Annotated in this window: 19 protein-coding genes and 4 pseudogenes; 6 read left to right on the forward strand and 17 right to left on the reverse strand. The window is 59.8% G+C overall.

Annotated elements, in window-relative coordinates; all coding sequences use genetic code 11:
- Nucleotides 1-15: 15 nt before the first annotated feature.
- The 12 genes from AACY36_RS09015 to arnC all read right to left on the reverse strand — a co-directional run bounded on the left by AACY36_RS09015 (nucleotide 16) and on the right by arnC (nucleotide 13000).
- Nucleotides 16-1167, reverse strand: coding sequence for an acyl-CoA dehydrogenase family protein (locus AACY36_RS09015; protein ID WP_339496988.1), 1152 nt, complete (start codon nucleotides 1165-1167; stop codon nucleotides 16-18).
- A gap of 3 nt (nucleotides 1168-1170) precedes the next feature.
- Nucleotides 1171-2274 carry an enoyl-CoA hydratase/isomerase family protein gene (locus AACY36_RS09020; protein ID WP_339416304.1) on the reverse strand — a complete coding sequence of 368 codons (1104 nt, stop codon included), beginning with the start codon at nucleotides 2272-2274 and terminating at the stop codon, nucleotides 1171-1173.
- A gap of 141 nt (nucleotides 2275-2415) precedes the next feature.
- Nucleotides 2416-3126, reverse strand: coding sequence for an HPP family protein (locus AACY36_RS09025; RefSeq protein WP_339416305.1), 711 nt, complete (start codon nucleotides 3124-3126; stop codon nucleotides 2416-2418).
- Nucleotides 3127-3300: 174 nt separating this feature from the next.
- Nucleotides 3301-3534 carry a hypothetical protein gene (locus AACY36_RS09030; RefSeq protein WP_339416345.1) on the reverse strand — a complete coding sequence of 78 codons (234 nt, stop codon included), beginning with the start codon at nucleotides 3532-3534 and terminating at the stop codon, nucleotides 3301-3303.
- Between the two features lie 166 nt (nucleotides 3535-3700).
- A complete protein-coding gene (locus AACY36_RS09035) occupies nucleotides 3701-5323 on the reverse strand; it encodes an ArnT family glycosyltransferase (RefSeq protein ID WP_339427508.1) in 1623 nt (540 codons plus the stop codon).
- Nucleotides 5324-5326: 3 nt separating this feature from the next.
- Nucleotides 5327-6706, reverse strand: a complete 1380-nt coding sequence (locus AACY36_RS09040; protein ID WP_339496990.1) for a UDP-glucose dehydrogenase family protein — start codon at nucleotides 6704-6706, stop codon at nucleotides 5327-5329.
- Nucleotides 6703-7104: a 4-amino-4-deoxy-L-arabinose-phosphoundecaprenol flippase subunit ArnF gene (gene arnF / locus AACY36_RS09045; RefSeq protein WP_339416308.1), complete on the reverse strand. Its 402-nt coding sequence runs from the start codon at nucleotides 7102-7104 to the stop codon at nucleotides 6703-6705. Before arnF ends, AACY36_RS09040 begins: the two co-directional genes overlap by 4 nt.
- Nucleotides 7101-7448, reverse strand: a complete 348-nt coding sequence (gene arnE / locus AACY36_RS09050) for a 4-amino-4-deoxy-L-arabinose-phosphoundecaprenol flippase subunit ArnE (protein WP_339416309.1) — start codon at nucleotides 7446-7448, stop codon at nucleotides 7101-7103. Before arnE ends, arnF begins: the two co-directional genes overlap by 4 nt.
- The gene (arnT, locus tag AACY36_RS09055; protein WP_339493967.1) at nucleotides 7445-9100 is read right to left on the reverse strand and encodes a lipid IV(A) 4-amino-4-deoxy-L-arabinosyltransferase; all 1656 of its coding nucleotides are present in this window, start codon (nucleotides 9098-9100) and stop codon (nucleotides 7445-7447) included. Before arnT ends, arnE begins: the two co-directional genes overlap by 4 nt.
- Entirely contained in the window at nucleotides 9097-9981 is an 885-nt protein-coding gene (arnD, locus tag AACY36_RS09060) for a 4-deoxy-4-formamido-L-arabinose-phosphoundecaprenol deformylase (protein WP_339436348.1), read from the reverse strand. Before arnD ends, arnT begins: the two co-directional genes overlap by 4 nt.
- Nucleotides 9981-11972: a bifunctional UDP-4-amino-4-deoxy-L-arabinose formyltransferase/UDP-glucuronic acid oxidase ArnA gene (arnA, locus tag AACY36_RS09065; RefSeq protein WP_339427506.1), complete on the reverse strand. Its 1992-nt coding sequence runs from the start codon at nucleotides 11970-11972 to the stop codon at nucleotides 9981-9983. Before arnA ends, arnD begins: the two co-directional genes overlap by 1 nt.
- The gene (arnC, locus tag AACY36_RS09070; RefSeq protein WP_339416314.1) at nucleotides 11969-13000 is read right to left on the reverse strand and encodes an undecaprenyl-phosphate 4-deoxy-4-formamido-L-arabinose transferase; all 1032 of its coding nucleotides are present in this window, start codon (nucleotides 12998-13000) and stop codon (nucleotides 11969-11971) included. The genes arnA and arnC overlap by 4 nt, the downstream gene beginning before the upstream one ends.
- A gap of 411 nt (nucleotides 13001-13411) precedes the next feature.
- Between arnC and AACY36_RS09075 the strand changes: the two genes are divergently transcribed.
- Both AACY36_RS09075 and AACY36_RS09080 read left to right on the forward strand, forming a co-directional pair.
- Nucleotides 13412-14224, forward strand: coding sequence for a M949_RS01915 family surface polysaccharide biosynthesis protein (locus AACY36_RS09075; RefSeq protein WP_339416315.1), 813 nt, complete (start codon nucleotides 13412-13414; stop codon nucleotides 14222-14224).
- Between the two features lie 108 nt (nucleotides 14225-14332).
- On the forward strand, nucleotides 14333-15247 hold the full coding sequence (locus tag AACY36_RS09080) for a site-specific integrase (RefSeq protein ID WP_339416317.1): 915 nt from the start codon (nucleotides 14333-14335) through the stop codon (nucleotides 15245-15247).
- Nucleotides 15248-15314: 67 nt separating this feature from the next.
- Here AACY36_RS09080 and AACY36_RS09085 read toward each other — a convergent pair whose 3' ends face one another.
- On the reverse strand, nucleotides 15315-16172 hold the full coding sequence (locus tag AACY36_RS09085; protein WP_339416319.1) for an SDR family oxidoreductase: 858 nt from the start codon (nucleotides 16170-16172) through the stop codon (nucleotides 15315-15317).
- 114 nt (nucleotides 16173-16286) lie between these two features.
- Nucleotides 16287-16475 (reverse strand): annotated as a pseudogene (locus AACY36_RS09090) (multidrug effflux MFS transporter); the annotation flags it as partial.
- Between the two features lie 182 nt (nucleotides 16476-16657).
- Here AACY36_RS09090 and AACY36_RS28265 point away from each other — a divergent pair.
- Together AACY36_RS28265 and AACY36_RS28270 are read left to right on the forward strand one after the other, a co-directional pair.
- Nucleotides 16658-17413, forward strand: a pseudogene (locus AACY36_RS28265) (MCP four helix bundle domain-containing protein); the annotation flags it as partial.
- A 132-nt stretch (nucleotides 17414-17545) separates the two neighbouring features.
- A complete protein-coding gene (locus tag AACY36_RS28270; RefSeq protein WP_370468009.1) occupies nucleotides 17546-18271 on the forward strand; it encodes a methyl-accepting chemotaxis protein in 726 nt (241 codons plus the stop codon).
- 247 nt (nucleotides 18272-18518) lie between these two features.
- On the opposite strand, the gene AACY36_RS09100 is transcribed toward AACY36_RS28270, so the two are convergent.
- Nucleotides 18519-18710: an AbrB/MazE/SpoVT family DNA-binding domain-containing protein gene (locus tag AACY36_RS09100; protein WP_198719729.1), complete on the reverse strand. Its 192-nt coding sequence runs from the start codon at nucleotides 18708-18710 to the stop codon at nucleotides 18519-18521.
- A gap of 20 nt (nucleotides 18711-18730) precedes the next feature.
- Between AACY36_RS09100 and AACY36_RS09105 the strand changes: the two genes are divergently transcribed.
- Together AACY36_RS09105 and AACY36_RS09110 are read left to right on the forward strand one after the other, a co-directional pair.
- Entirely contained in the window at nucleotides 18731-18901 is a 171-nt protein-coding gene (locus tag AACY36_RS09105; protein ID WP_339416323.1) for a helix-turn-helix domain-containing transcriptional regulator, read from the forward strand.
- A 255-nt stretch (nucleotides 18902-19156) separates the two neighbouring features.
- Nucleotides 19157-19462: pseudogene (locus tag AACY36_RS09110) on the forward strand (site-specific integrase); the annotation flags it as partial.
- 104 nt (nucleotides 19463-19566) lie between these two features.
- Here AACY36_RS09110 and istB read toward each other — a convergent pair.
- Complete coding sequence (gene istB / locus AACY36_RS09115; protein ID WP_339416325.1) at nucleotides 19567-20322, reverse strand: IS21-like element ISPre4 family helper ATPase IstB; 756 nt, start codon at nucleotides 20320-20322, stop codon at nucleotides 19567-19569.
- 20 nt (nucleotides 20323-20342) lie between these two features.
- Nucleotides 20343-21098, reverse strand: a pseudogene (locus AACY36_RS09120) (Mu transposase domain-containing protein); the annotation flags it as partial.
- Nucleotides 21099-21337 lie beyond the last annotated feature (239 nt).

The following is a 21337-nucleotide window of genomic DNA, read 5'->3' on the forward strand; positions in this document are numbered from 1 at the left end:
TTTAACTTGATGCTGCTAAAGCATGTAATTCTTCAGCTCCCTGGCAATCACCATCCGCTGAATCTCGCTGGTCCCTTCGTAAATCTGCGTGATCCGCGCATCCCGGTAGTAACGCTCCACCGGGTAATCCTCCAAGTACCCATACCCGCCGTGAATCTGCATGGCTGACGAGCAGACTTTCTCCGCCATTTCCGAGGCAAACAGCTTCGCCTGGGAGGCTTCCGACAGGCATGGCTTGCCCGCGCTGCGCAGTCGAGCGGCGTGCAGGATCAGCAGGCGCGCTGCATTCAGCTGGGTTTGCATGTCCGCCAGCAGATTGGCCACGCTCTGGTGTTCGATGATTGCCTTGTCGAACTGCACCCGGTCACGGGCGTACGCCAGCGCCGCGTCAAACGCCGCACGGGCGATTCCCAATGCCTGGGCGGCGATGCCGATGCGCCCGCCTTCCAGGTTGGACAGGGCAATCGCCAGCCCCTTGCCATGCTCGCCGAGCAGGTTGGCCTCAGGCACCGTGCATTGGTTGAGGGTGACGGCGCAGGTGTCCGAAGCGCGGATACCCATCTTGTGCTCGGTGCGATCCACTACAAAGCCCGGCGTTGCCGTAGGCACCAGGAACGCTGAGATGCCTTTCTTGCCCAGCTCCGGGTCGGTCATGGCGAACACAATGGCCAGCTTGGCGCGCTTGCCGTTGCTGACGAACTGCTTGGCGCCATTGAGGACCCACTGGCCGTCACGCAGTTCGGCACGGGTGCGCAGGTTGTGGGCCTCAGAACCGGCCTGGGGTTCGGTCAGGCAGAAGCAGCCAATCGCTTGGCCGCTGGCCAGGTCCGCCAGCCAGGTTTGCTTCTGTGCATCTGTGCCGTAGTTGAGAATTGGCCCGCAACCCACTGAATTGTGGATACTCATCACTGCACCGACGGCACCGTCTCCGGCGGAAATTTCTTCCACGGCGAGGGCGTAGGCGACGTAATCGACATACGTACCGCCCCATTCTTCCGGCACCACCATGCCCAGCAGGCCCAGTTCGCCCATCTTCGCCACCAGGGCGTCGTCGATCCAGCCGGCTTTCTCCCAGGCTTGCGCGTAGGGGGCGATTTCGCCGCGGGCAAAGTCGCGCGCCATGTCGCGGATCATCACTTGTTCTTCTGTGTATTCAATGTCTTGCATGGCTCAGTTCGCAACCTTCTTGAAGTGATGAAAGAAGCTTTCTACATGGCTGAGCGCAAGCCCATGCAGGGTTGGCGGGTTCCAGCGGGGGCTCTTGTCTTTGTCGATGATCAGGGCGCGAACACCTTCGATCAGGTCGCCGCGTTCGAACCATTGCCGGTCAAGGTGCAACTCCAGGGCAAAACATTGCTCCAGGGGCAGGCGGCGGCCGCGACGTAACATTTCCAAGGTGACGGCCATGGCCAGCGGCGAGCGGGTTTTCATCAGGTTGGCGGTGGTCAGCGCCCATTCGTGGCTATCGGCGACGGTGACTTCCTGAAGCTGCTCAACGATGCTCGGTACATCCGGCAGCGCGAAGAAGTGGTCGATGGCCGTGCGCAAAACGGCCAGCGGTGCATCGGGCAGTTGCTGCACCGCCAGTTTGGCGAGCACGCCTTGCAGGTCTTTAAGCGGTGAGTCGTGCCATTGCAGACGATCAAGCTTCTGGTCCAGCTCGGCGAGCTTCGCGCTGTCGAGATACCAGTCTGCCAACCCGCAGTACAACGCATCGGCCGCTCGGATCTGCACCCCGGTGACGCCCAGGTATGTGCCCAGCTCGCCGGGGATACGCGACAGGAAGTAACTGCCGCCCACGTCAGGGAAGTAACCGATGGCCACTTCCGGCATCGCCAGGCGACTGCGTTCGGTGACGACGCGCAAATCGGCGCCCTGCACCAAGCCCATGCCGCCGCCCAGGACAAACCCGTCCATCAGCGCCAGTACCGGTTTGCGGTAATGGTGAACGGCCAGGTCCAGCGCGTACTCCTCGACAAAAAAATCTTGGTGCAGGCTGTCGCCGTTCTTGAAGCTGTCGTACAGGGAACGTATATCGCCGCCGGCACAAAAGGCCTTCTCGCCCGCGCCGCGCAGGACCACGGCGTGCACCTGCGGGTCATCGGCCCACGCCTGCAATTGGGACGCCAGGCGGCGCACCATGTCCAGGGTGATGGCATTCAAGCCGGCGGGGCGATTGAGGGTGAGGTGGCCGATATGGTTGCGAATCTCGGCGAGCACTACGTGCTGATGCGTATCTGCGTGGCTTGCCTCGGTTGAAACCTGAGCAGTCATCGATAACTCCCTGCTTTTATTGTTCTTTATCAAGATGTTCGCGAACGAAACATCCCTTGATCGTACCAGTGCAAATTTGCCCAGTACAACCTTCAATCATGCAGGTCGTTTTTGCATTTATGCAGCGAGTGGGTGATGGACTCAAGGCACCCGACTCGCCAGCACTTCACCAATACTGCGGCGCCTGGCGTGGGTTTGCGCTGCGTGGATCAGTTGTTCCAGCGCTGTGGGCTCCACGTCATAAAATTGCTCCATTTCGGCCAGCGCCTGTTTTAAATCGGCGGCGGTGATGGCGGGGTCTCGATCCGCGTTGGGGTGTGGCAAGAGGGTGGCCGGTGATTCGGCGGCGCCTTTGGGATAGCGCGTACGCGTGGCATTGTTATAAGCCAATGCGCAGGCCAACAAGGCGCCAGCACCGAGTAGCACGGCGCCTAACTCATACCAACCCAGTGCGGCGGACGCCGGGTCAGCCAATACCAGCGTCATGGCCAGGCCACCGGCCGGCGGATGCAGGCAGCGCAGCCAGCACATCAGCACCACCGTGATGCCCGCCGCCAGGCAGGCGCCACCCAGGGAAGTGCTGAGAACTCGGGTTACCAGCAGGGCGACGACACCCGCGCAGAGGTAGCTGCCGATGATCGACCAGGGCTGCGCCAATGCACCCGATGACACGGCGAACAGCAACACGGCCGAAGCGCCGAGCGGGCCAAGCAGGTGCAATGCGACCTCCATGCCAAACACTTGGGCGCATAACCAGATACTGAAGAGTGTGCCCACGGCCATACCGATGGCGGCACGGCTCCATTCGGCGGGGCGGGTGTTGATTGCAGCGGGGAGCCAACGAGCGAGCATTGAAGAGGGTCCATAAACAGCGGGCAAAAAAAAGGCTTGTCTGGTTGCCCGGAAAAGCCCTTTGAGCGTTCCAACCGTTGGGGAAGGAACGCTCCGCAGTGTGCCGACCTTGGAGAAAGGGTGCCAATGCATATTAATGAAGCTTGAGTGCAATAATAATGAATTGTAACGGCATTAATTGGGCAGAGAGCAACAGACCTTACCGAGCACGCGATTACAGGTTTCTTCGTCCAAAAAACGTCGGTGAAGGCTTTCCTGTAGCCCCGGTTCACTGGCCAACGGCCCTTTCAAGGCCACCAAGGCATCGCGCAACCCCATCAGCCGGTCCAAAGGCAGCATGGACACGTAGCCGACATGCACTTCGGCACGGGTCAGGGCAGGCTTATCAAGCGAAACATGATCTGGCACGGTGTTGTCCTCTCGTCCTTGTTATGACCCATGGCCTATGGCGGTAAATAAATACCGCACTCAGGCGAGTTTACAGTCGGGTTTTGGGCACAGGAAAGGGAAAAGGCACCAGCCATTACGTAAAGCTACGTAGGAGTTTTCTGCACCGGGAGCGCCGGCGCAGGGGTCAAGGTTGCGCGGTTTTCGCCAGGTGCAGTAGCACGTAAGGGGTGTGGTCGAATTCGCCGGCCAGGGTTGGGGTGATGGAGCGAAAGCGCGGGTCCGTCAAGCCTTCGTAGTCCGCAGCGCTCATCACCAACCAGGCGGGCCCTTGGATCGGCTTCAAGTCGGCCGCTTGCTGGGTGAACAACGGCACTTGGTCACAGTCGACGTTGACCATGTATTTGATGGCCTTGGCATCCTTGCCCAAACCGTGCAAAACCACCGGCGCCCGTTGTTGCATCACCTGCTCATGGACCTGAAGGGTAAAGGTGCGGGTATCGTAGACACTGCGTTCCAGCGGTTCGACCACCAGAATATAGGTGGCCCAGACCGCCAATACGCCTGTAAATGCTGGTCCGACCGGGCGCAGCCGCGTCTTGAGCAACGCCAGCAGCGACAGAACCTGCAGCCCCCCAAGCACGCCGAGCACCCAGCCAAGATGGCTCATTTGTTCCGGATAGCGCGGTCTCGCGAACAGCAACCCGGCAATCAAAAGCGTCGGTAGCGCCGTCCAGATACCCAGCATCAACCCGCGCAGCCAGGCGAAGAGCCGCCCGTGCGCCACGTGGAAGGGATACGCCGCAATAATCGCCGCCATGGGCAACATCGGTAGCACATAACGCGCCTTTTTGGCCTGGGGAATCGACAGGCCGAGCATCACCAGAAGCCCTGCGGCCGCGCAGTACCACACCAACTGCAACGCCGGCCCTGGGGCGCGTCGCCCGCTGATCAGCATCGCCAGCAGCACCAACAGTGCCATTGGGTACGCCATGGCATAGTTGCCCAGGGAACTGGTGAAGTAATACAACACGCCACTGGAGCCTTCGCGGCCATCCATGCGTCCGAGGAACTGCATGCGGATCACGTCCTGCATGAAGCCTTCGCCGCCACTCAGCTTGGCCATCAGCAACAACAGGCCAACACACGCCCCCAGTAACGCCAGCGCGAGTAGGCCGAAGCTGAACAGCTGGCGCCATTGCCGGTTGATCAGGTAGTAGCTGCACAACACGCCAGTGGGGATGACCAGGCCAATCGGCCCGCGGACCGCAAAGCCGACAATCAGCAACAGGTACAGCCAGTGCAGGCGTTTTCCCGCACCGAAGTGGTCATGGGCATAACCCAGGTAGAACACCGCCAAGGCGATCGCGGCCAGCATCTGGTCGAGGGACACCGAGCGGGTTTCGCTGATAAACGTGCTGCTTAGCAAGAGTATTGCAATGCTCAGCAGGCCCCAGCGCTGGGAGTAGGGCGCCGTCAGTCGATACACCAGGGTGACGATAAATGCCGAGGCAATCGCCGTGGGCAGCCAAGCGGTGAAGCTGGTGACCTGGCCCAATGGCAAGGACAGCAGCCACGTCAGCAGTGTCGAAGTGGCCAGGTAATCTGCATAGGGCTGCCCGTAAGTGGTGGGGAAAAAGCTAGGCCCATGGCGCAACATCTCCTGGGCGAACACCACGAAGCGTGAGTCGAAGCCAATAATCGCCTGGTGCCAGCTGCCGGCGATAAACAGCAACAACGCCAGCAACCCCAAAACGAGGGATTGGCGGCGGATCGTTGGATTTAACAAGGGCGGTTGAGCTTTGTTCACGTCTCAGGCTTCCACAACCTGTGGCAGCCACTGCTGCTGGGGAATCGGCAAGTTGCACGAGTCGCCGCGGCCAATCGGGTAGTACTGGAAGCCTTTACGCGCCAGACGTTCGCCGTCGTAAAGGTTGCGACCGTCAAAGATCACCGGGGTTTTCAGGCGTTGGTGGATCAGGTCGAAGTCCGGCGCCTTGAACTGTTGCCATTCGGTGCAGACGATCAGCGCATCAGCCCCGCCCAGGGTGGACTCCGGGGTGCCCATGAGCATCAGTCGTGGGTCATCGCCGTAAAGGCGCTGGGTTTCCTGCATGGCTTCCGGGTCGAACGCACGCACATTCGCGCCGGCGGCCCACAACGCTTCCATCAGCACGCGGCTTGGCGCGTCACGCATGTCGTCGGTGTTGGGCTTGAACGCCAGGCCCCACAGCGCGAAGGTTTTGCCGCACAGGTTGCCCTTGAAGTACGCGTTGACGCGCTCGAAAAGCTTGCTCTTCTGGCGCTGGTTGATGGCCTCCACCGCTTCGAGCAGGTCGCTGGAGCAGTTGGCTTGCTTGGCGCTGTGGATCAGGGCGCGCATGTCTTTGGGGAAGCATGAGCCGCCGTAGCCACAACCGGGGTAGATGAAGTGGTAACCAATGCGCGAGTCGGCGCCGATGCCAAGACGCACGGCTTCGATGTCCGCGCCCAAGTGTTCAGCCAGCTCGGCGATCTGGTTGATAAAGCTGATCTTGGTCGCGAGCATGCAGTTGGCGGCGTATTTGGTCAGTTCGGCGCTGCGCAGGTCCATGAAGATGATGCGGTCGTGGTTGCGATTGAACGGCGCGTACAGGTCACGCATCACATCACGCACTTCTTCGCGCTCGCAGCCGATGATGATGCGGTCCGGGCGGCGGCAGTCGGCCACGGCCGAGCCTTCCTTGAGAAATTCCGGGTTGGAGACGATATCGAACGCCAGGTGCCGGCCGGCCAGGTGCAGGGCTTTCTCGATATGCGCGCGCAGGGTGTCGCCGGTGCCGACAGGTACGGTGGATTTTTCCACCAGGATCACCGGTTCCTTGCGGTGACGCGCCACTGCATCGCCGACTGACAGCACGTATTTAAGGTCAGCCGAGCCGTCCTCATCCGAAGGCGTGCCCACGGCGATAAACAGCACTTCCCCATGCTCGACGGCCAGCTTTTCATCAAAGGTGAAATGCAGGCGCCCGCTCTCCAGGTTCTCTTTCACCATCGCCGCGAGCCCCGGCTCGAAGATGCTCACATGGCCTTGCTGCAGCAGCTTGACCTTGTTTTGATCGACGTCCATGCAGATGACATCGTGACCGACTTCGGCCAACACGGTGGCCTGCACCAGACCGACGTAACCACTACCAAATACACTGATTTTCATGGGGCATTCCTGGGACTTGTAGCGCTAGCACGACGAGAGTTGATAACCAGCACACCGAGGATGACAAGCGCCACCCCCAGGGTTTTTGAAACGGAAAAATCTTCGTTGAACACTGGCAGGCTGGCCGCCAGCAGGTACACCAGGGCGTAGCTGATGCTCAACAGCGAATAGGCGCGGCCCAGCGGCAGCTGCTTGAGCGCGCCGAGCCAGCAGAGCATCGACAGCGCATAGGCGAGGATCGCCAGCATGACGACACCCAGTGCACCGAGGTCAATGCTTGCCGTGAGCCATTCATTGGGCTGCGGCAGGCGCGTCATGCTCCAGCGCATGCCCAACTGGGCGGCACTGACCAGGCCGACGCTGCCCAAGGCCAAGGCAAAACCTTGTACCCGGCTCATACGTGGCGCCCCAACAGCACGACACCGCCGATCACCAGCGCTACACCCAGCCAGTGACGGCCGTCGATGGGCTCATGAAAGACAAACCGCGCCACCAGTGTGACCAGCACGAAATTCAGGCTGAGCATGGGGTAGGCAATGCCCACTTCAAGGCGCTGCAACACCAATAGCCACACCAGCAGGCCCAGGCCCAGGCACACCAACGCCGACCACAACCACGGCGAGCGCAGCTTCAACGCCCAGCCATCCGGCAGGTCGCGCCAGCTTTCCACGGCGAACTTCTGTGAGACCTGGCCCATGCACGTCAGCAGGCAGGCGGCCAATAGCAGTAGCAGGGTGATCATGGGTTCACCTGCGGGAAGATCAGAATCACGATGTTGCCTTGCTCATAGCGCTTGCCGTCACCTGGCAGCAGCGCCACTTCGGCGATTTCATCGTCACCCTTGACGCGCATCACCACGCCGACCGGACCTTTCCGGCGCGCATCACTCATCCATTGCTGGACTTGGGTGGTGTCTATCTTGTGGTCCCCGGCATCCGGGTAGGCGAGGCCGTATTTGACTTCGCCGACGGTGTTATAGAGCGTCACGTCCGGGCGTGCCAGACGCCACGACAGCGCCGACGCCGCGCCCAGGTCATTGCTCAGCAACGCGGTGGCGGGTTGCAGTTCCTGCAGGTGGTCGATGATGAATTGATCCGGGGTCTTGTTGTACACCACCGAGTGCGGCAACGCGGCCGGCAACAACGCGACCATCAACCCACTGCCGAGTATGGGGGCAGCCCACCAACGCAATGGCTGCGCGGCCTGCAGGAAGTTGACCAGGATCCAACCGAACAGGAAGGTGAACACCAGCACCAGGCTGAGGGTTTCCTGGCCGTGCTCGTATACCGGTTTTTTCAGTTGGAACCAGCTCAGCGCCAGCAGCACCACCACGCCAATGACGAGGTTCAGCCAGCCGTTGATACGCAATGCCCGGTAGCGGCCCTGGGCCAGCTTGTCGGCCAGGGTATTGCCCATCAGCAAGGCCAGCGGCAGCAGACACGGCATGATGTAGGAGGGCAGCTTGCCCTTGGCCAAGCTGAAAAACGCCAGGGGCATCAGCAGCCACAGCAACACAAAGCCGATTTTCGCGCTGCGCTTGTCCAGCCACGCCTGTTTCAGGGTGGACGGCAACAGGGCGACCCACGGCAGGCTGAACGCAACCAGCAACGGCAGGTAGTACCAGAACGGCTCGGCATGCTGCGCATCGTCGCCGGCGAAGCGTTGGATATGCTCGTGCCAGAAGAAGAAGTGCCAGTAGTCCGGCTCTTGCAGATGCACCGCCAGCGCCCACGGCACGCTCACGACGATCGCCACGATCACGGCGACCACGCCGTAACCCAGCAGCTCACGCAAACGCTTCTGCCAGATCGCGTAGGGCAGGGCGATCAACACCGGCAGCAGCCAGGCCAGGAAACCCTTGGTCATAAAGCCCATACCACAGGCCAGACCGAGTAGCGCCCAGGACCCGAGACGACCGTTGCGAGTCGTGCTGTCGAAGCAAAACCACAAGGCCACGCCGGTCAGGTTTACCCAGAAGGTGAACTGCGGATCGAGGTTGGCATAGCCACCCAGGGCCGCAACGCTGACGAAACTCATGTAGAGCACGGTGCTGACCAGGGTTTTCTGCGGGTCATTCCACAAGCGACGGCTGACCAGATACACCAGCAGAATGCTCAGGCCGGTGCTCAAGGCCGACGCAAACCGCACGCCAAACAGGTTTTGCCCGAAAATCGCCTGCCCCAGCGCGATCATCCAGTAGCCCGCTGCAGGCTTCTCGAAGTAGCGAATGCCCATGAAGTGTGGCGAGGCCCAGTTGCCGGTCAACAGCATTTCCTGGCTGATCTGCGCGTAACGGGTTTCATCCGGAATCCACAGGCCGTGAGTGGCCAGCGGCAGCAGGTAAAACATGCCAAACGCCAACAGGAGCAAAGGCAGGGCCATGCGACGAATCATGCCTGCTGCACTCCGAGCCAACCTTCACGGCCACTCAAGGTGCCGCGCACCAGTTGTTGCTGGGGCAGGGTGGTCAGGTCGCTGGGCAACAAATCGCCCAGCGGCTTGAAGTCGATGCCGCGCTGCGCTGCCTGCGCGAGCAACTGGCGAAAATCATTGGCCATCAGAATCCCTTCTACTTCTGCGTGGACCGTGTAGACGTTGAGCTTCGACGCGGCAAAGCGGTCGAGAATGAACGCATTAAAGTCTTTGGCAGCCACCACCGGCCCGACGACTTCATCGAAGGTCGGCAGGTCTACCGGAATTTGTGGGGTGCCCGCGCTGCCATCGGCCAAGGTAGGACGAAACAGGCTGGTGCCCCGGCAATCGCTGTTGTAGCGAAAGTTGAACCCTTGCTTGGCTTGCACCACGCGCTCGTCGGCACGCCAACCGGCGGCGGCCGAGCAGTCGATGCGTTCGCCGAGGATATCGCTGAGGGTGTCGACGCCACGACGGATCTGTTCGACCAGCTGTGCCTCACTCCAGCGCCCGGTGTTGGCCTGCCAGCCGTGGTGATCCCAGGCGTGCAGGCCGACTTCATGCCCAGCCGCCTTGGCCTGGCGCATCAAGTGCCCCAGGTCACGGCCGATCGGTTTGCCCGGCCAGGCCGTGCCGGCCAGCAGGATATCCAGGCCATACAGGCCTACCGCATTGGAACGCAGCATCTTCCACAGGAATTGCGGGCGGATCAGGCGCCACAAGTGGCGCCCCATATTGTCTGGCCCGACACTGAAGAAGAACGTCGCTTTCACCGAGGCTTCATCCAGGGTTTCGAGCAACCGCGGCACACCTTCACGGGTGCCTCGGTAGGTGTCGACGTCGATGCGTAGGCCTGCTTGCATTAGTGCTTATCCGCGATTTCGAGCATCGCTTCACGCAAGAAGAAGTCCAGCGTGTTGCCGATGGTTTCGCTCATCTCTACGGTCGGCTCCCAGTTCAGCAGGCGCTTGGCGTTTTCGATGCTTGGCTTGCGGTGCGCCACGTCCTGGTAACCGGTGCCGTAGAACGCCTTGCTCTCAACGTCGCGGAAACCGGCGAACGGCGGGAAGTTGCCACGCAGCGGGTGCGCTTCGAACTGACGCAGCAGCTCTTCGCCCAACTGGCGGATGCTGGCTTCGTTTTCCGGGTTGCCGATGTTGATGATCTGGCCGTTGCACGCGTCGTTGTCGTTATCAATGATGCGTGCCAGGGCTTCAATGCCGTCGGCGATGTCAGTGAAGCAGCGTTTTTGCTCGCCACCGTCGAACAGGCGGATCGGCGTGCCTTCCACCAGGTTGAGGATCAGCTGGGTAATGGCGCGGGAACTGCCGATACGTGCAGAATCCAGGCGGTCCAGGCGTGGGCCCATCCAGTTGAAGGGACGAAACAGGGTGAAGTTCAGGCCCTTGGCGCCGTAGGCCCAGATCACGCGGTCCAGCAATTGCTTGGAGACCGAGTAGATCCAGCGCTGCTTGTTGACCGGGCCCACCACCAGGTTCGAGGTGTCCTCGTCGAAGTACTGGTCCTGGCACATGCCATAGACCTCGGAGGTCGACGGGAAGATCACGCGTTTGTTGTACTTGACGCAGTAGCGCACCAGCTTGAGGTTTTCTTCGAAGTCTAGCTCGAACACACGCAGCGGGTTGCGGGTGTATTCGATTGGGGTGGCGATGGCCACCAGCGGCAGGACCACGTCGCACTTCTTGATGTGGTACTCGATCCACTCGGTGTGGATGCTGATGTCGCCTTCCACGTAATGGAAATTCGGATGGCTGCGCAGGCGCTCGATGGCGTCGGAGCCGATGTCCAGACCGTAGACTTCGTAACGGTCGTCACGCAGCAGACGCTCGGACAGGTGGTTACCGATAAAGCCGTTCACACCCAGGATCAGCACGCGGGTACGGCGTGGCTTGCGGCCGGACTCGGCGCCGCGCAGCACGGAACCGTCGACCAGGCCCAGTTCGTTGGCCAGGGACGGGCCGGCCAGGTACAGACCGTTGTCATTGCGCTGGCCAAACTTGATCACCAGGGAGTCTTCGCCGCAGGCAATGCGCAGCGGGTTGACGCTGATCACCCGGCCCGGCGCCAGGCCTTCGTTGCCCTTAAGCACTTCGGCTTGCCACACGATCAGCTTGTGCTCGCCCACGGCGCAGAAGGCGCCCGGGTACGGTTGGGTGACGGCGCGAACCAGGTTGAAGAGCTCTTCAGCTGGTTTTTTCCATTCCAGCTTGCCATCGGCGGCGGTGCGGCGGCCGAAGTAAGTGGCCTGGCTTTCGTCCTGGGCAGTTTCAGCGAGTTTGCCGGCGGCCAATTGCGGCAAGGCATCGCGCAGCAGTTTGCTGGCAGCATCGCGCAGTTTGGCGTGCAGGGTCAGGCCAGTGTCGCTGCGCTCGATGAGGACTTTTTGCTGGGCCAGGATCGCGCCCGCATCGGCACGCTTGACCATGCGGTGCAGGGTCACGCCGGTTTCGGTCTCGCCGTTGACCAGCACCCAGTTGGCCGGGGCACGGCCACGGTACTTGGGCAGCAAGGAGCCGTGCAGGTTGAACGCACCTTTGCGCGCAGTGGCCAACACTGGCTCGCTCAGCAGGTTGCGGTAGTAGAACGAGAAGATGTAATCCGGGTTCAGCTTGGCAATGCGCTCGATCCACAGCGGGTGGTTGGCATCTTCCGGGGCGTGCACCGCAATACCGTTGCGCGCGCACAGTTGGGCGACGGAGCCGTAGAAGTTGTTTTCCTTCGGGTCATCGGCATGGGTGAACACCGCAGCAATGTCGTAACCGGTATTGAGCAGCGCTTCAATCCCTGCACAACCAATGTCGTGGTACGCGAATACAACAGCTTTTGAACTCATGATTGGACCTGATCAGCAGAAGTAGAGGTATGGGAGGACACCAGGCCGTCAACGACGACCACCGGAGCCGGTGCTGCCGGCGTGTTGCGCAGCACTTTTTCGATAAAAAAGCGTGGGCGGGCACGCACGTCGCTGTACATTCGGCCCAGGTATTCACCCAAGAGCCCCATGCCGATGAACTGGCCGCCGGTGAACACGAACAGCACCGCAAACAGCACGAACAAGCCATCGCCAGCCCAACCGGCACCGAATACCAGGCGCATGATGATCAGGGCAAAGGCGAACAGCATGCCCAGCGCCGCCAGGCTGAAGCCGACGATGGACAGCAGGCGCAGCGGGGTCGTGGTCATGCAGGTCAGCAGGTCGAACATCAGGCTGATCAGGCGCATGGCGCTGTATTTGGATTCGCCGTGTTCGCGCTCGGCGTGATGGACCAGGATTTCCGTGGTGTGGCGGGCAAAGCCGTTGGCCAGGATCGGGATAAAGGTGCTGCGTTCACGGCAGGCGAGCATCGCATCGACGATGGTGCGGCGATAGGCGCGCAGCATGCAGCCGTAGTCGGTCATGGCCACGCCGGTGGAGCGTTGTACGGCCAGGTTGATCAGGCGCGAAGGCCAACGGCGGAACGCCGAGTCCTGGCGGTTGTTGCGCACCGTGGCGACCACGTCGTAACCCAGGGCGGCTTGTTCTACCAGGCGCGGGATTTCTTCGGGCGGGTTCTGCAGGTCGGCGTCGAGGGTAATCACCACTTCGCCTCGGCACTGCTCGAAACCGGCCATGATCGCCGCATGCTGGCCGTAGTTACGGTTGAGGATCACCGCCACCACGTTGCTGGCGTCTTCAGCGGCGGCGTCTTCCAGCAATTGGGCCGAATTGTCGCGGCTACCGTCATCCACCAGGATGATTTCGTATTCGTAGGCCAGTAGCTTGCAGGCTGCCGTCGTGCGACGCAGCAATTCAGGCAGGCTCTCTTGTTCGTTGTAGACCGGGATAACGATCGACACGCAATGAATAGGGTAGGGTTTCAAAGATTCATGACCTCGGGTTAGAGCAATTTGGAGCGTGGAAACAGCAGCTGTCATTGGGCAAAAGCCCGGTCCGTAGATTTAGAAGCGGCGCCAAAGGTGAAGCATAATCAATAGGTTAAACGATATAACGCGGTTTGCTATGAAGTGCTGTGTTTAAGATTAAGCGTAAATATGTGGAACAGATATGAAAGGCAGATGAAAAACTCGTTTATTTGACAGGTAGACAGCTAGGGTTCAGCTAAACAACTAAGGGGCTTAGGGCTTTAGTTGGTTGGCGAAATAGGAACTGTTTCTGGTGCCTGTGGTTCAACTTGGGCGTGCACGCTCAGCCACCGAATGTTAGTGAAGAATCTTCTCTGCAATGCACCCCAAGTGCCGGTAAAGTAAGCCGTCTCTTGCCAGGGTGATCGGATGAATAGCGTGCAGCTTTTACGCGGCCAGTTGCGGCCAGTGTTGATGGGGTTGTTGATGAGCGTGGCGTGTGTCACGACCGTGCAGGCCGATGACGGGGTGGCGCTCAACAGCATCGACCAAGTGCCGGAAGGTGTGGAAGTGCGTGGTAAGCAGATCGCCGCCTATACCTGGGACGATAAACAAGGCAAGAACCTGCTGGTGCTCGCCGAGCAAGTCAGCGAGCGTGACGACGACGGCACCCAGTCCGCCTTTGTGTACGCGGCCCAGTACCTGATCGACGGCAACCGCCCAAAACGCGTGTGGATGCTGTACGACGATGTGCAGCATTGCGAGTTCGACGCGTCTCTGCGCTTCGACCGGGCCGCCACCAAGGTCACCGACCTGACCGGCGACGGCATCACGCAGGCTACCGTGGGGTATTCGCGCACCTGCACCAGTGACGTCAGCCCTAACGAATTCAAGCTGATCATGCATGTCGGCAAGTCGCAGAAGTACCGTCTGCGCGGTGTCGACCGGGTTGGCGCGGCCTGGTGGGACGAAGAGGCTGGCGCCTTGCGCGGCATGCCGTTGCCCAAGGATTGCAGCGTGGCCGGGCAGCAGGCGCTGGTCAGCCAATACAAGGAGCAGGGCACCGAATTGCCATTGCCGGGGTGTTATGGCGACGAGAAGGACTTTGCCAAGGCGCCGGAATTGTACCTGGCGTTCATGCGCCAGCACTGGTTCGCGCTGATGCAGAAGCAGGACGGCGACTGGAGTCAGACCCTGGTCCAGCCGCAGGAACCCACCGAGGAGGAGGACACCGCCCCGTGACTTTGTGCCAGGGCCTGTCCTGGGTTAGACTCAGCCTTCGCCAATTCACTAAATACCTTGATTAAACAAAGGCTTGCTCGAGGTATTTAATCCAAAGGCTGATTTACTTTGACTGAGTCTATCCGCAACCCGCTGACCCTCTACCTCACCCGCTTGGCCCCCTCCAGCCAACTGACCATGCGCTACGTGCTGCAAGACGCGGCCGACCGCTTGGGCTTCGAGGACATTAACCTCGAAGACATCGACTGGCACCTGCTGCAACCCGAACACGTCATCGCCCTGGTCGCTGCTTTGCGCGAGGATGGCTATGCTCCCAATACCTCGTCGCTTTACGTGAACGCAGTGCGTGGCGTGATGAACGAAGCCTGGCGTATGAACCTGATCAGCCAGGAACACCTGCTGCGCATGCGCACCGTTAAGGCCACACCCGGCACTCGCCTGAGCCAGGGCCGCAACCTGCGGCGCAGCTTGATTCGCGAAATGATGGACGTCTGCGCGGCCGACCCACGCCCGCAAGGCCTGCGGGACGCAGCCGTGATCGGCATTCTGTATGGCTCCGGCATGCGCAAGTCGGAGTCGGTCAACCTCGATTTGGCGCAGATCAACTTCGAAGAGCGCAGCCTGCGGGTGATCGGCAAGGGCAACAAAGAGTTGATCAAGTACGCGCCGGACTGGGCGTTCGCTAAGTTGCAGGCGTGGCTGGCGTTTCGACGTGAGCAGCTCAAGGAGGGTGAGCAGGACGACAGCTTCCTGTTCAACCGCATTCGCCGCGGCAGCCATATCACCCGCGAGCGCATCACCAAACATGCGATTTACTACATCGCGCGCCAGCGCGGCGAGCAGGTGGGGGTGAAGATTATGCCCCATGACTTCCGTCGCTCGTTTATTACGCGGGTGATCGAGGAGCATGACCTGTCGATCGCGCAAAAACTGGCGCATCACACCAATATCCAGACCACTGCCAGCTATGACGTGCGCGATGACAATGAGCGGCGGCGGGCGGTGGATCGGTTTGATTTGTAGAACCGGTGAATGGGGTCCCCTGTGGGCTCCGGGCAAGCCCGCCTCCCACAAGGGTATTGGGCAGGATTCAGAGAATGGGTTTGCCGCCGGTCACCGCGTAGCGCGAGCCGGAGATATAGCTGGCCTCATCCGAGGCCAGCAACACGTAAATCGGCGCCACTTCCACGGGCTGCCCAGGCCGACCTAGCGGCGTTTCGCTACCAAAGCTCTTCACGTCTTCATCGGTCATCGTCGCCACAATCAACGGCGTCCAGATCGGGCCGGGCGCAACGCTATTGACGCGAATCCCTTTACTGCCGAGCAATTGCGCCAGACCACCGGTGAAGTTGGCAATCGCGCCTTTGGTGGCGGCGTAAGGCATCAGCGTTGGCTTGGGCATGTCGGAGTTTACGGACGAGGTGTTGATGATCGAGCTGCCGGCCTTCATATGCGGCACCGCCGCCTTGCAGAGACGAAACATCGCGGTGATGTTGATATCGAAGGTCTTGACCCATTCCTCGTCCGAGATGTCCTCGAGCGTTTCATGGCTCATCTGGAACGCAGCATTGTTGACCAACACATCGATGCGGCCGAATTGCTCCACCGTCTTGTCCACCAGCGCCTGGCAGACGCTTCGTTGCGCGATGTCGCCGGGCAGCAATAGGCACTGGCGACCGGCTTCTTCGACCCAGCGTGCTGTTTCCTTGGCGTCTTCGTGCTCGTCCAGGTAAGCGATGGCCACATCGGCGCCTTCGCGAGCAAACGCGATGGCGACCGCACGGCCGATACCGCTATCGGCGCCGGTAATCAGGGCGATCTTGTTGGCCAAGCGGCCAGCCCCCTTGTAACTCTGCTCGCCGCAATCGGGGTACGGATCCATTTTTTTCTGGGCGCCGGGCACGGATTGAGCCTGCGGGGTGAAGGGCGGGCGAGGGTAGTCAGTCATTTCAATCTCCATAGATTTCCAAAAGTGCTATGGGATTAGTAATGAGCAGGCCGGCGATAGTTGTAATGGATGCCGGTTGGGCCCGACGAATGGTTTGCGCCGGGCCTGAACCTGTCAGGCGCAGGGCGGGGCGCTTGCCAGGTGCGCGGGAAAGCGTCGCAACGTCCACAACGTGGTGAGCATTGCCGCGATGGCACACAGTGCGATGCCAACCAACATCGGCGCGGGCGTGTGATCGGCAAACACGCCGATCAGGGTCATGGACAGCGCGGCGGTAATCATCTGATGACGAAGCAGCAAGGCAAGGTGGGCGATACGTTGAGGCATGGGGCAGTTTTGGGCGAAGCAAAGGTCGGTCAGCTTAAGGGATCCGCACAAAACCGCAAATGTGGGCTTCAATAACCAGTAGGTGCCGCCGATAACATGACGAGTGGCGCTTCAGCGGTTGGCTTTCCAACCGGCTCACCAGGCACGGGGATACCTGCATGACGATCAAATTACGCTTGATTCTGTTGATTGTGACCGGATTGCTCACTGCCTTGATCATGAGCTTTGTCAGTTACCTGGGAAATAGCCGGATGGGCGACGCCGTGCAGGACAATGAAGTCAGCATGACCGTGCTGCGCAACCACATGGAAGCCGACATGATGCACGATGCCCTGCGCGCCGATGTGTTATCGGCCATGCTAGTGGGCTTGGGTAAAAGCACCAGCACCAAGGCCGAGGTCAACAGTTCGCTGCAGGAACACGCCGAGCATTTTCGCCAAGTGTTGGCGGACAACCTGAAGCTGCCGCTGGACGATACGCTCAAGGCAAACCTGGAAAAAATCCGCCCGAGCCTCGATAGCTATATAGGTGCAGGCGAGCGAATCGTCGCCCTGGCGCTGGACAATCCGGAAGCCGCTCGCGGGGAACTGGATACGTTCAACACCGCTTTCACCCGGCTTGAAGAACAAATGGCAACCCTGAGTGAACTGATTGAATCCAACACCCAACAGACCAGCGTTGGTACTCACCAGACCATCAGCAACGCCAATTTCACCCAGGGCGCCGTGTTGATCGCCAGCCTTTTATTGCTATTGGCCCAGGGCCGCTGGGTCATCCTCAGCATTATGGGCCCGCTGCAGACGGCCAGCCGCATTGCTGCGAGCATTGCCAGTGGCAACCTGAGCGAGCCGATTGTCGAGCCCAAACGCAAGGATGAAGCCAGTTCATTGATTCGCAGCCTCGCCACCATGCAGCGGGATTTGCGCGGCATGATCGAAGTGGTGCGCAGCAACGCTCATGGTGTCAATGTCATGAGCGAGCAATTGAGCCACGGCTGTCATGAAGTGGCTGGCAGCAGCCAGCAACAAAGCACAGCCGCGAGCACCATGGCCGCTGCAGCGAGTGAAATGACCGCGAGCATCGAAGAAATCACTCGTCACGCCGAGCGCGCATTGGACATGGCTAACCAGGCTGAGACCTTGTCCAAGGACGGTGGCCGGGTGATTCATCAGGTGGTCAGTGACATGGACGGTATTGCCCGTTCCGCACAGCAATCCGCCCAGGTTATCCGCACGCTGGACAAGGAGTCCGAGGCGATTTTCAGCATTATCCAGGTGATCAAAGGGATCGCCGATCAAACCAACCTGCTCGCCCTGAATGCCGCAATCGAGGCCGCACGCGCCGGTGAGCAGGGGCGTGGTTTTGCTGTTGTCGCCGATGAAGTGCGCAACCTTGCCGGACGCACCAGTGCTTCGACCCAAGAGATTGCCAGCATGGTCGGGCGTATTCAGCAAAGCACGCGGGAAGCGGTGACCAGCATGGAGGAGGGCGTCGCCCAAGTGGATAAAGGCATGGCGGTGACCGCCGAGGTGGAGCGGGCGATTCGCGAAATTCTCCAGGCCACCTTGAACACCACGGAAATGGTCAACGATATCTCCCGTACGATCGGGGAACAAAGCCTGGCCAGCAATGAAATTGCGCATCAGGTCGAGATGATTGCGGGTATGTCGGAGAGTAACAGCCGGGTGATCGCAACGACGGCGTCGACCACGGACGAGTTGTCGTCGTTGGCGGGCAAGCTGTCGCAGTCAGTTGATCGGTTTCGCTTATAAATATGTAAGCTATTGATTTAACTAAACTAAATAGTCATTTAGTTTAGTTATTCTTAACGGCTATTAAAAGGAGGAGGGTAGCTCAACAGATGAACTAGGGGGAGCTCATACTTGCTCGTTATCTTCCAAATTTGAACGTTATCTCTCAAGGAAAGGAAATTAGCACCCAGTGAAATCACGTGTAATCGGTAACAACCCCGTGCTTTATGGGCTGCAGCCATCAGGCGCGTAGATGGCTGAATCAGTCCTACGCACGAACTGGCGTCAGGATTATCGTGCCGTTAGGTTTAACTTCCAGGTCGAGTTTGTCTCCGCTGGCCAACTTTATGGCCGACAGGAGATCGTCAGTCAGCGGTATGATTAAATCGCCAGTGCCATCAGCTGCATCCTGGCATTTGACTTTCCAGCTCGTATTTTTAGCCTTGGGCTTCGGGTTCATTATTTTCTCCGGGTGATCAGATGACAGAGCCAATTTATGATTATGACCCAGCAGACTCGCTGGTTGATTTAGAGGCCGTAGCTGTATTTTTGGCTGATGCACACGACACCGGTGACGCGGCTTTCATTACCGAAGCCATAGCCGTTGTTGCACGCGCCAAGATTCGTATCGAGGCAGATGGCCAAGCCTAGGAGTCATCGTCTTGAACGTGTGTTGCTAGTAGCAACACCTTAACGCTGATCACCTGGTGAAAAGCAGCCTCCAGAGCCCCCCAGTCCCGTATATGGCGGTTCGCATAATGTATATTATGTTAAACGACAGGCCATGTTAGAAATGTTCATAAGCCACGTAAGTCACTGATTCGACCAATTCGTATTTGACGTCTACTCTCTCAACGGGCCATGTGTTTCGTGTTCATGGCGAGTCCTTGAATGAGGTAGCTGTCGATGAAACTGATTCAGTGCAGGTTCTCTTCAGGTCAACGACTACCGCTGCTTGTACAAGCTGGTGATGCGACGCCGTTGCCCATACTCATTCCGTTCATCTACGTCCAACTCAAACTCAGGCACCGGGCTTACAACACGGCTGCGGCGCACCTGCGCGCGATCCAGGCTTTCTACGCCTATGCCAAAAGCCGAGATCTGGATATCGATGAGGCCATCTTGGCCTGCCACTTTGAGGCGATTCTGGCTTTGCTGGACGGTTACGCTATTTGGCTCCAAAGTGGCCGTCATGCCGATAATCTGATCGCCTGCGCATTCCACGCCATCCGGCCACCCAGCCCACCAACATCCGGCCACCTGTTCCACGGTCATCCGGCCAGGCAGTCGGAGCGCAGCGACGCAGGTTTGCATTGTTAGTCTGAAGTCTCTGTCGCCGTCAATTTCGTTGCGCGCCTGCGCATCGATTCGCCCTTCAGTTCGATCCGATAAGCGTTGTGCACCAACCGGTCGAGGATCGCATCGCCCAAGGTCGGATCGCCGATCAGCGCATGCCATTTGTCCACCGGCATCTGGCTGGTCACCAGTGTCGAGCGGTTGCCGTAACGATCATCCAGCAGCTCAAGCATGTCGCGCCGTTGCGCAGCGGTAAATGGCGCCAAGCCCCAGTCATCCAGGATCAGCAAGTCGGTCTTGGCATAACCCGCCATCAGTTTCGCGAAGCGCCCATCGCCGTGGGCTAGGCCCAGCTCTTCCATCAAGCGCGGCAGGCGCAGATAGCGCACGCTGTAACCGTCGCGGCAAGCTTTGTGAGCCAGCGCGCAGGCGAGCCAGGTTTTGCCTACACCAGTCGGGCCGCCGATGATTAGGTTCAGGCCATCGCGCAGCCACTGGCCGCTGCCCAGTTGCAGGATCAAGGCCTTGTCCAGCCCGCGCGGACTGCGGTAGTCGATGTCTTCCAGGCAGGCGTTGTGGCGCAGTCGTGCGGCTTTGAGGCGAGTGGTCAGGCGTATGTTTTCGCGCTCGGTCAGTTCGCGGTCAACCATCAGGCCGAGGCGTTCGTCGAAGCTGAGATCGTTGATGTCAGGCGTTGCGTGTTGTTCGCCAAGCGCCTTGATCATGCCGTTCAGGCGCAGGGTTTGCAGCTTGTCGAGTGTCGGGTTGGGCAGCATGTTGGTGCTCCTTTTTCAGGTCAGTGGTAGTAGCCAGGGCCGCGCAGGTTGATGTGTTCTTCGGGCAGTAACGGCAGGTTTTGCTGGGCCAGCGGTAGCCGCTCTAGTCCTTGGCGCAGGATCGATTCGAGGCTTTTGTAGCTACATGCACCCAGTGCCAGCGCACGCTGGCAAGCGGCTTCCAGCCGCTCTTCGCCGTGCTGTTTGCTCAGGCGCAGGATGCCCAGGCAGGCGCGGAAGCCTTGCTGCGGATGGATCCGGCGTTCGAGGATGTAGGCGATGACGCCGGCCGTATTCGGGCCTGTCTGCTCTGCCCAGTGGATCAGTCGCTGCGGCGTCCATTCGGCATGTTCGCGGTGACTTTTGGGCATGTGCTCGGTTTGGGTGGTGTGGCGGCCTTTGTGCGGCGAGCGCAGATGGCTGGCCACCCGCTGGTTGGTGTGGAAGCACTCGACGGTCTTAGCGGTTAGCCGCACTTCGAGTTGGTGCTTCACCAGCTGGTACGGCACCGAGTAGTAATGGCCCTCGACCTCGACGTGATAGTCGATGTGCACCCGCACCTTTTTCCATTCGGCGTAGACATACGGATGTTCTGGTAGCGGTTGCAGTGCGGGTTGGTCGATGGTCTCGAAGGCCGAGCGGCGTGAGCCGGGCAGCTTCTTGAAGGGCTTTTGATTGAGGCGTTCGAGCAGCCCGCCAATTGCCGTGTTCAGTTCACCGAGCGAGAAGAACTGGCGGTTGCGCAGCACTGCCAGGATCCAGCGTTCGACGACTTGAAAGATGCCGTTGCAACTCGGCGTCAGTCAGCGCAGACGGCCAGGTAAGACCGCTGGCAGCAAAGCGATTGAGGTACTCACCGACGCTAGCTCGACCTACTTGCAAGCTGATAGCGACCTGGCGGGCAGATAGGCCGACCTCGAATTTAAGACGTAGCACTTCTCGAATCTTACGCATGGATAACCGCTCCACGACGACCTCTCTGCTTCGATAAAAGAGGTCGATGGTAGTGAATTAA

This window comes from Pseudomonas sp. EA_15y_Pfl1_P101 (genome assembly GCF_963970835.1).
Classification (GTDB): Bacteria; Pseudomonadota; Gammaproteobacteria; order Pseudomonadales; family Pseudomonadaceae; genus Aquipseudomonas; species Aquipseudomonas tritici.

Coding starts and splice junctions, on each gene's coding strand:
- arnT (WP_339493967.1), bottom strand. CDS start 9,100: ATGATTCGTCGCATGGCCCTGCCTTTGCTCCTGTTGGCGTTTGGCATG.
- arnD (WP_339436348.1), bottom strand. CDS start 9,981: ATGCAAGCAGGCCTACGCATCGACGTCGACACCTACCGAGGCACCCGT.
- AACY36_RS09020 (WP_339416304.1), bottom strand. CDS start 2,274: ATGACTGCTCAGGTTTCAACCGAGGCAAGCCACGCAGATACGCATCAG.
- AACY36_RS09075 (WP_339416315.1), top strand. CDS start 13,412: ATGAATAGCGTGCAGCTTTTACGCGGCCAGTTGCGGCCAGTGTTGATG.
- AACY36_RS28270 (WP_370468009.1), top strand. CDS start 17,546: ATGGCCGCTGCAGCGAGTGAAATGACCGCGAGCATCGAAGAAATCACT.
- istB (WP_339416325.1), bottom strand. CDS start 20,322: ATGCTGCCCAACCCGACACTCGACAAGCTGCAAACCCTGCGCCTGAAC.
- AACY36_RS09040 (WP_339496990.1), bottom strand. CDS start 6,706: ATGAAAATCAGTGTATTTGGTAGTGGTTACGTCGGTCTGGTGCAGGCC.
- AACY36_RS09085 (WP_339416319.1), bottom strand. CDS start 16,172: ATGACTGACTACCCTCGCCCGCCCTTCACCCCGCAGGCTCAATCCGTG.
- AACY36_RS09100 (WP_198719729.1), bottom strand. CDS start 18,710: ATGAACCCGAAGCCCAAGGCTAAAAATACGAGCTGGAAAGTCAAATGC.
- arnE (WP_339416309.1), bottom strand. CDS start 7,448: ATGATCACCCTGCTACTGCTATTGGCCGCCTGCCTGCTGACGTGCATG.
- AACY36_RS09015 (WP_339496988.1), bottom strand. CDS start 1,167: ATGCAAGACATTGAATACACAGAAGAACAAGTGATGATCCGCGACATG.
- arnA (WP_339427506.1), bottom strand. CDS start 11,972: ATGAGTTCAAAAGCTGTTGTATTCGCGTACCACGACATTGGTTGTGCA.
- AACY36_RS09025 (WP_339416305.1), bottom strand. CDS start 3,126: ATGCTCGCTCGTTGGCTCCCCGCTGCAATCAACACCCGCCCCGCCGAA.
- arnF (WP_339416308.1), bottom strand. CDS start 7,104: ATGAGCCGGGTACAAGGTTTTGCCTTGGCCTTGGGCAGCGTCGGCCTG.
- AACY36_RS09105 (WP_339416323.1), top strand. CDS start 18,731: ATGACAGAGCCAATTTATGATTATGACCCAGCAGACTCGCTGGTTGAT.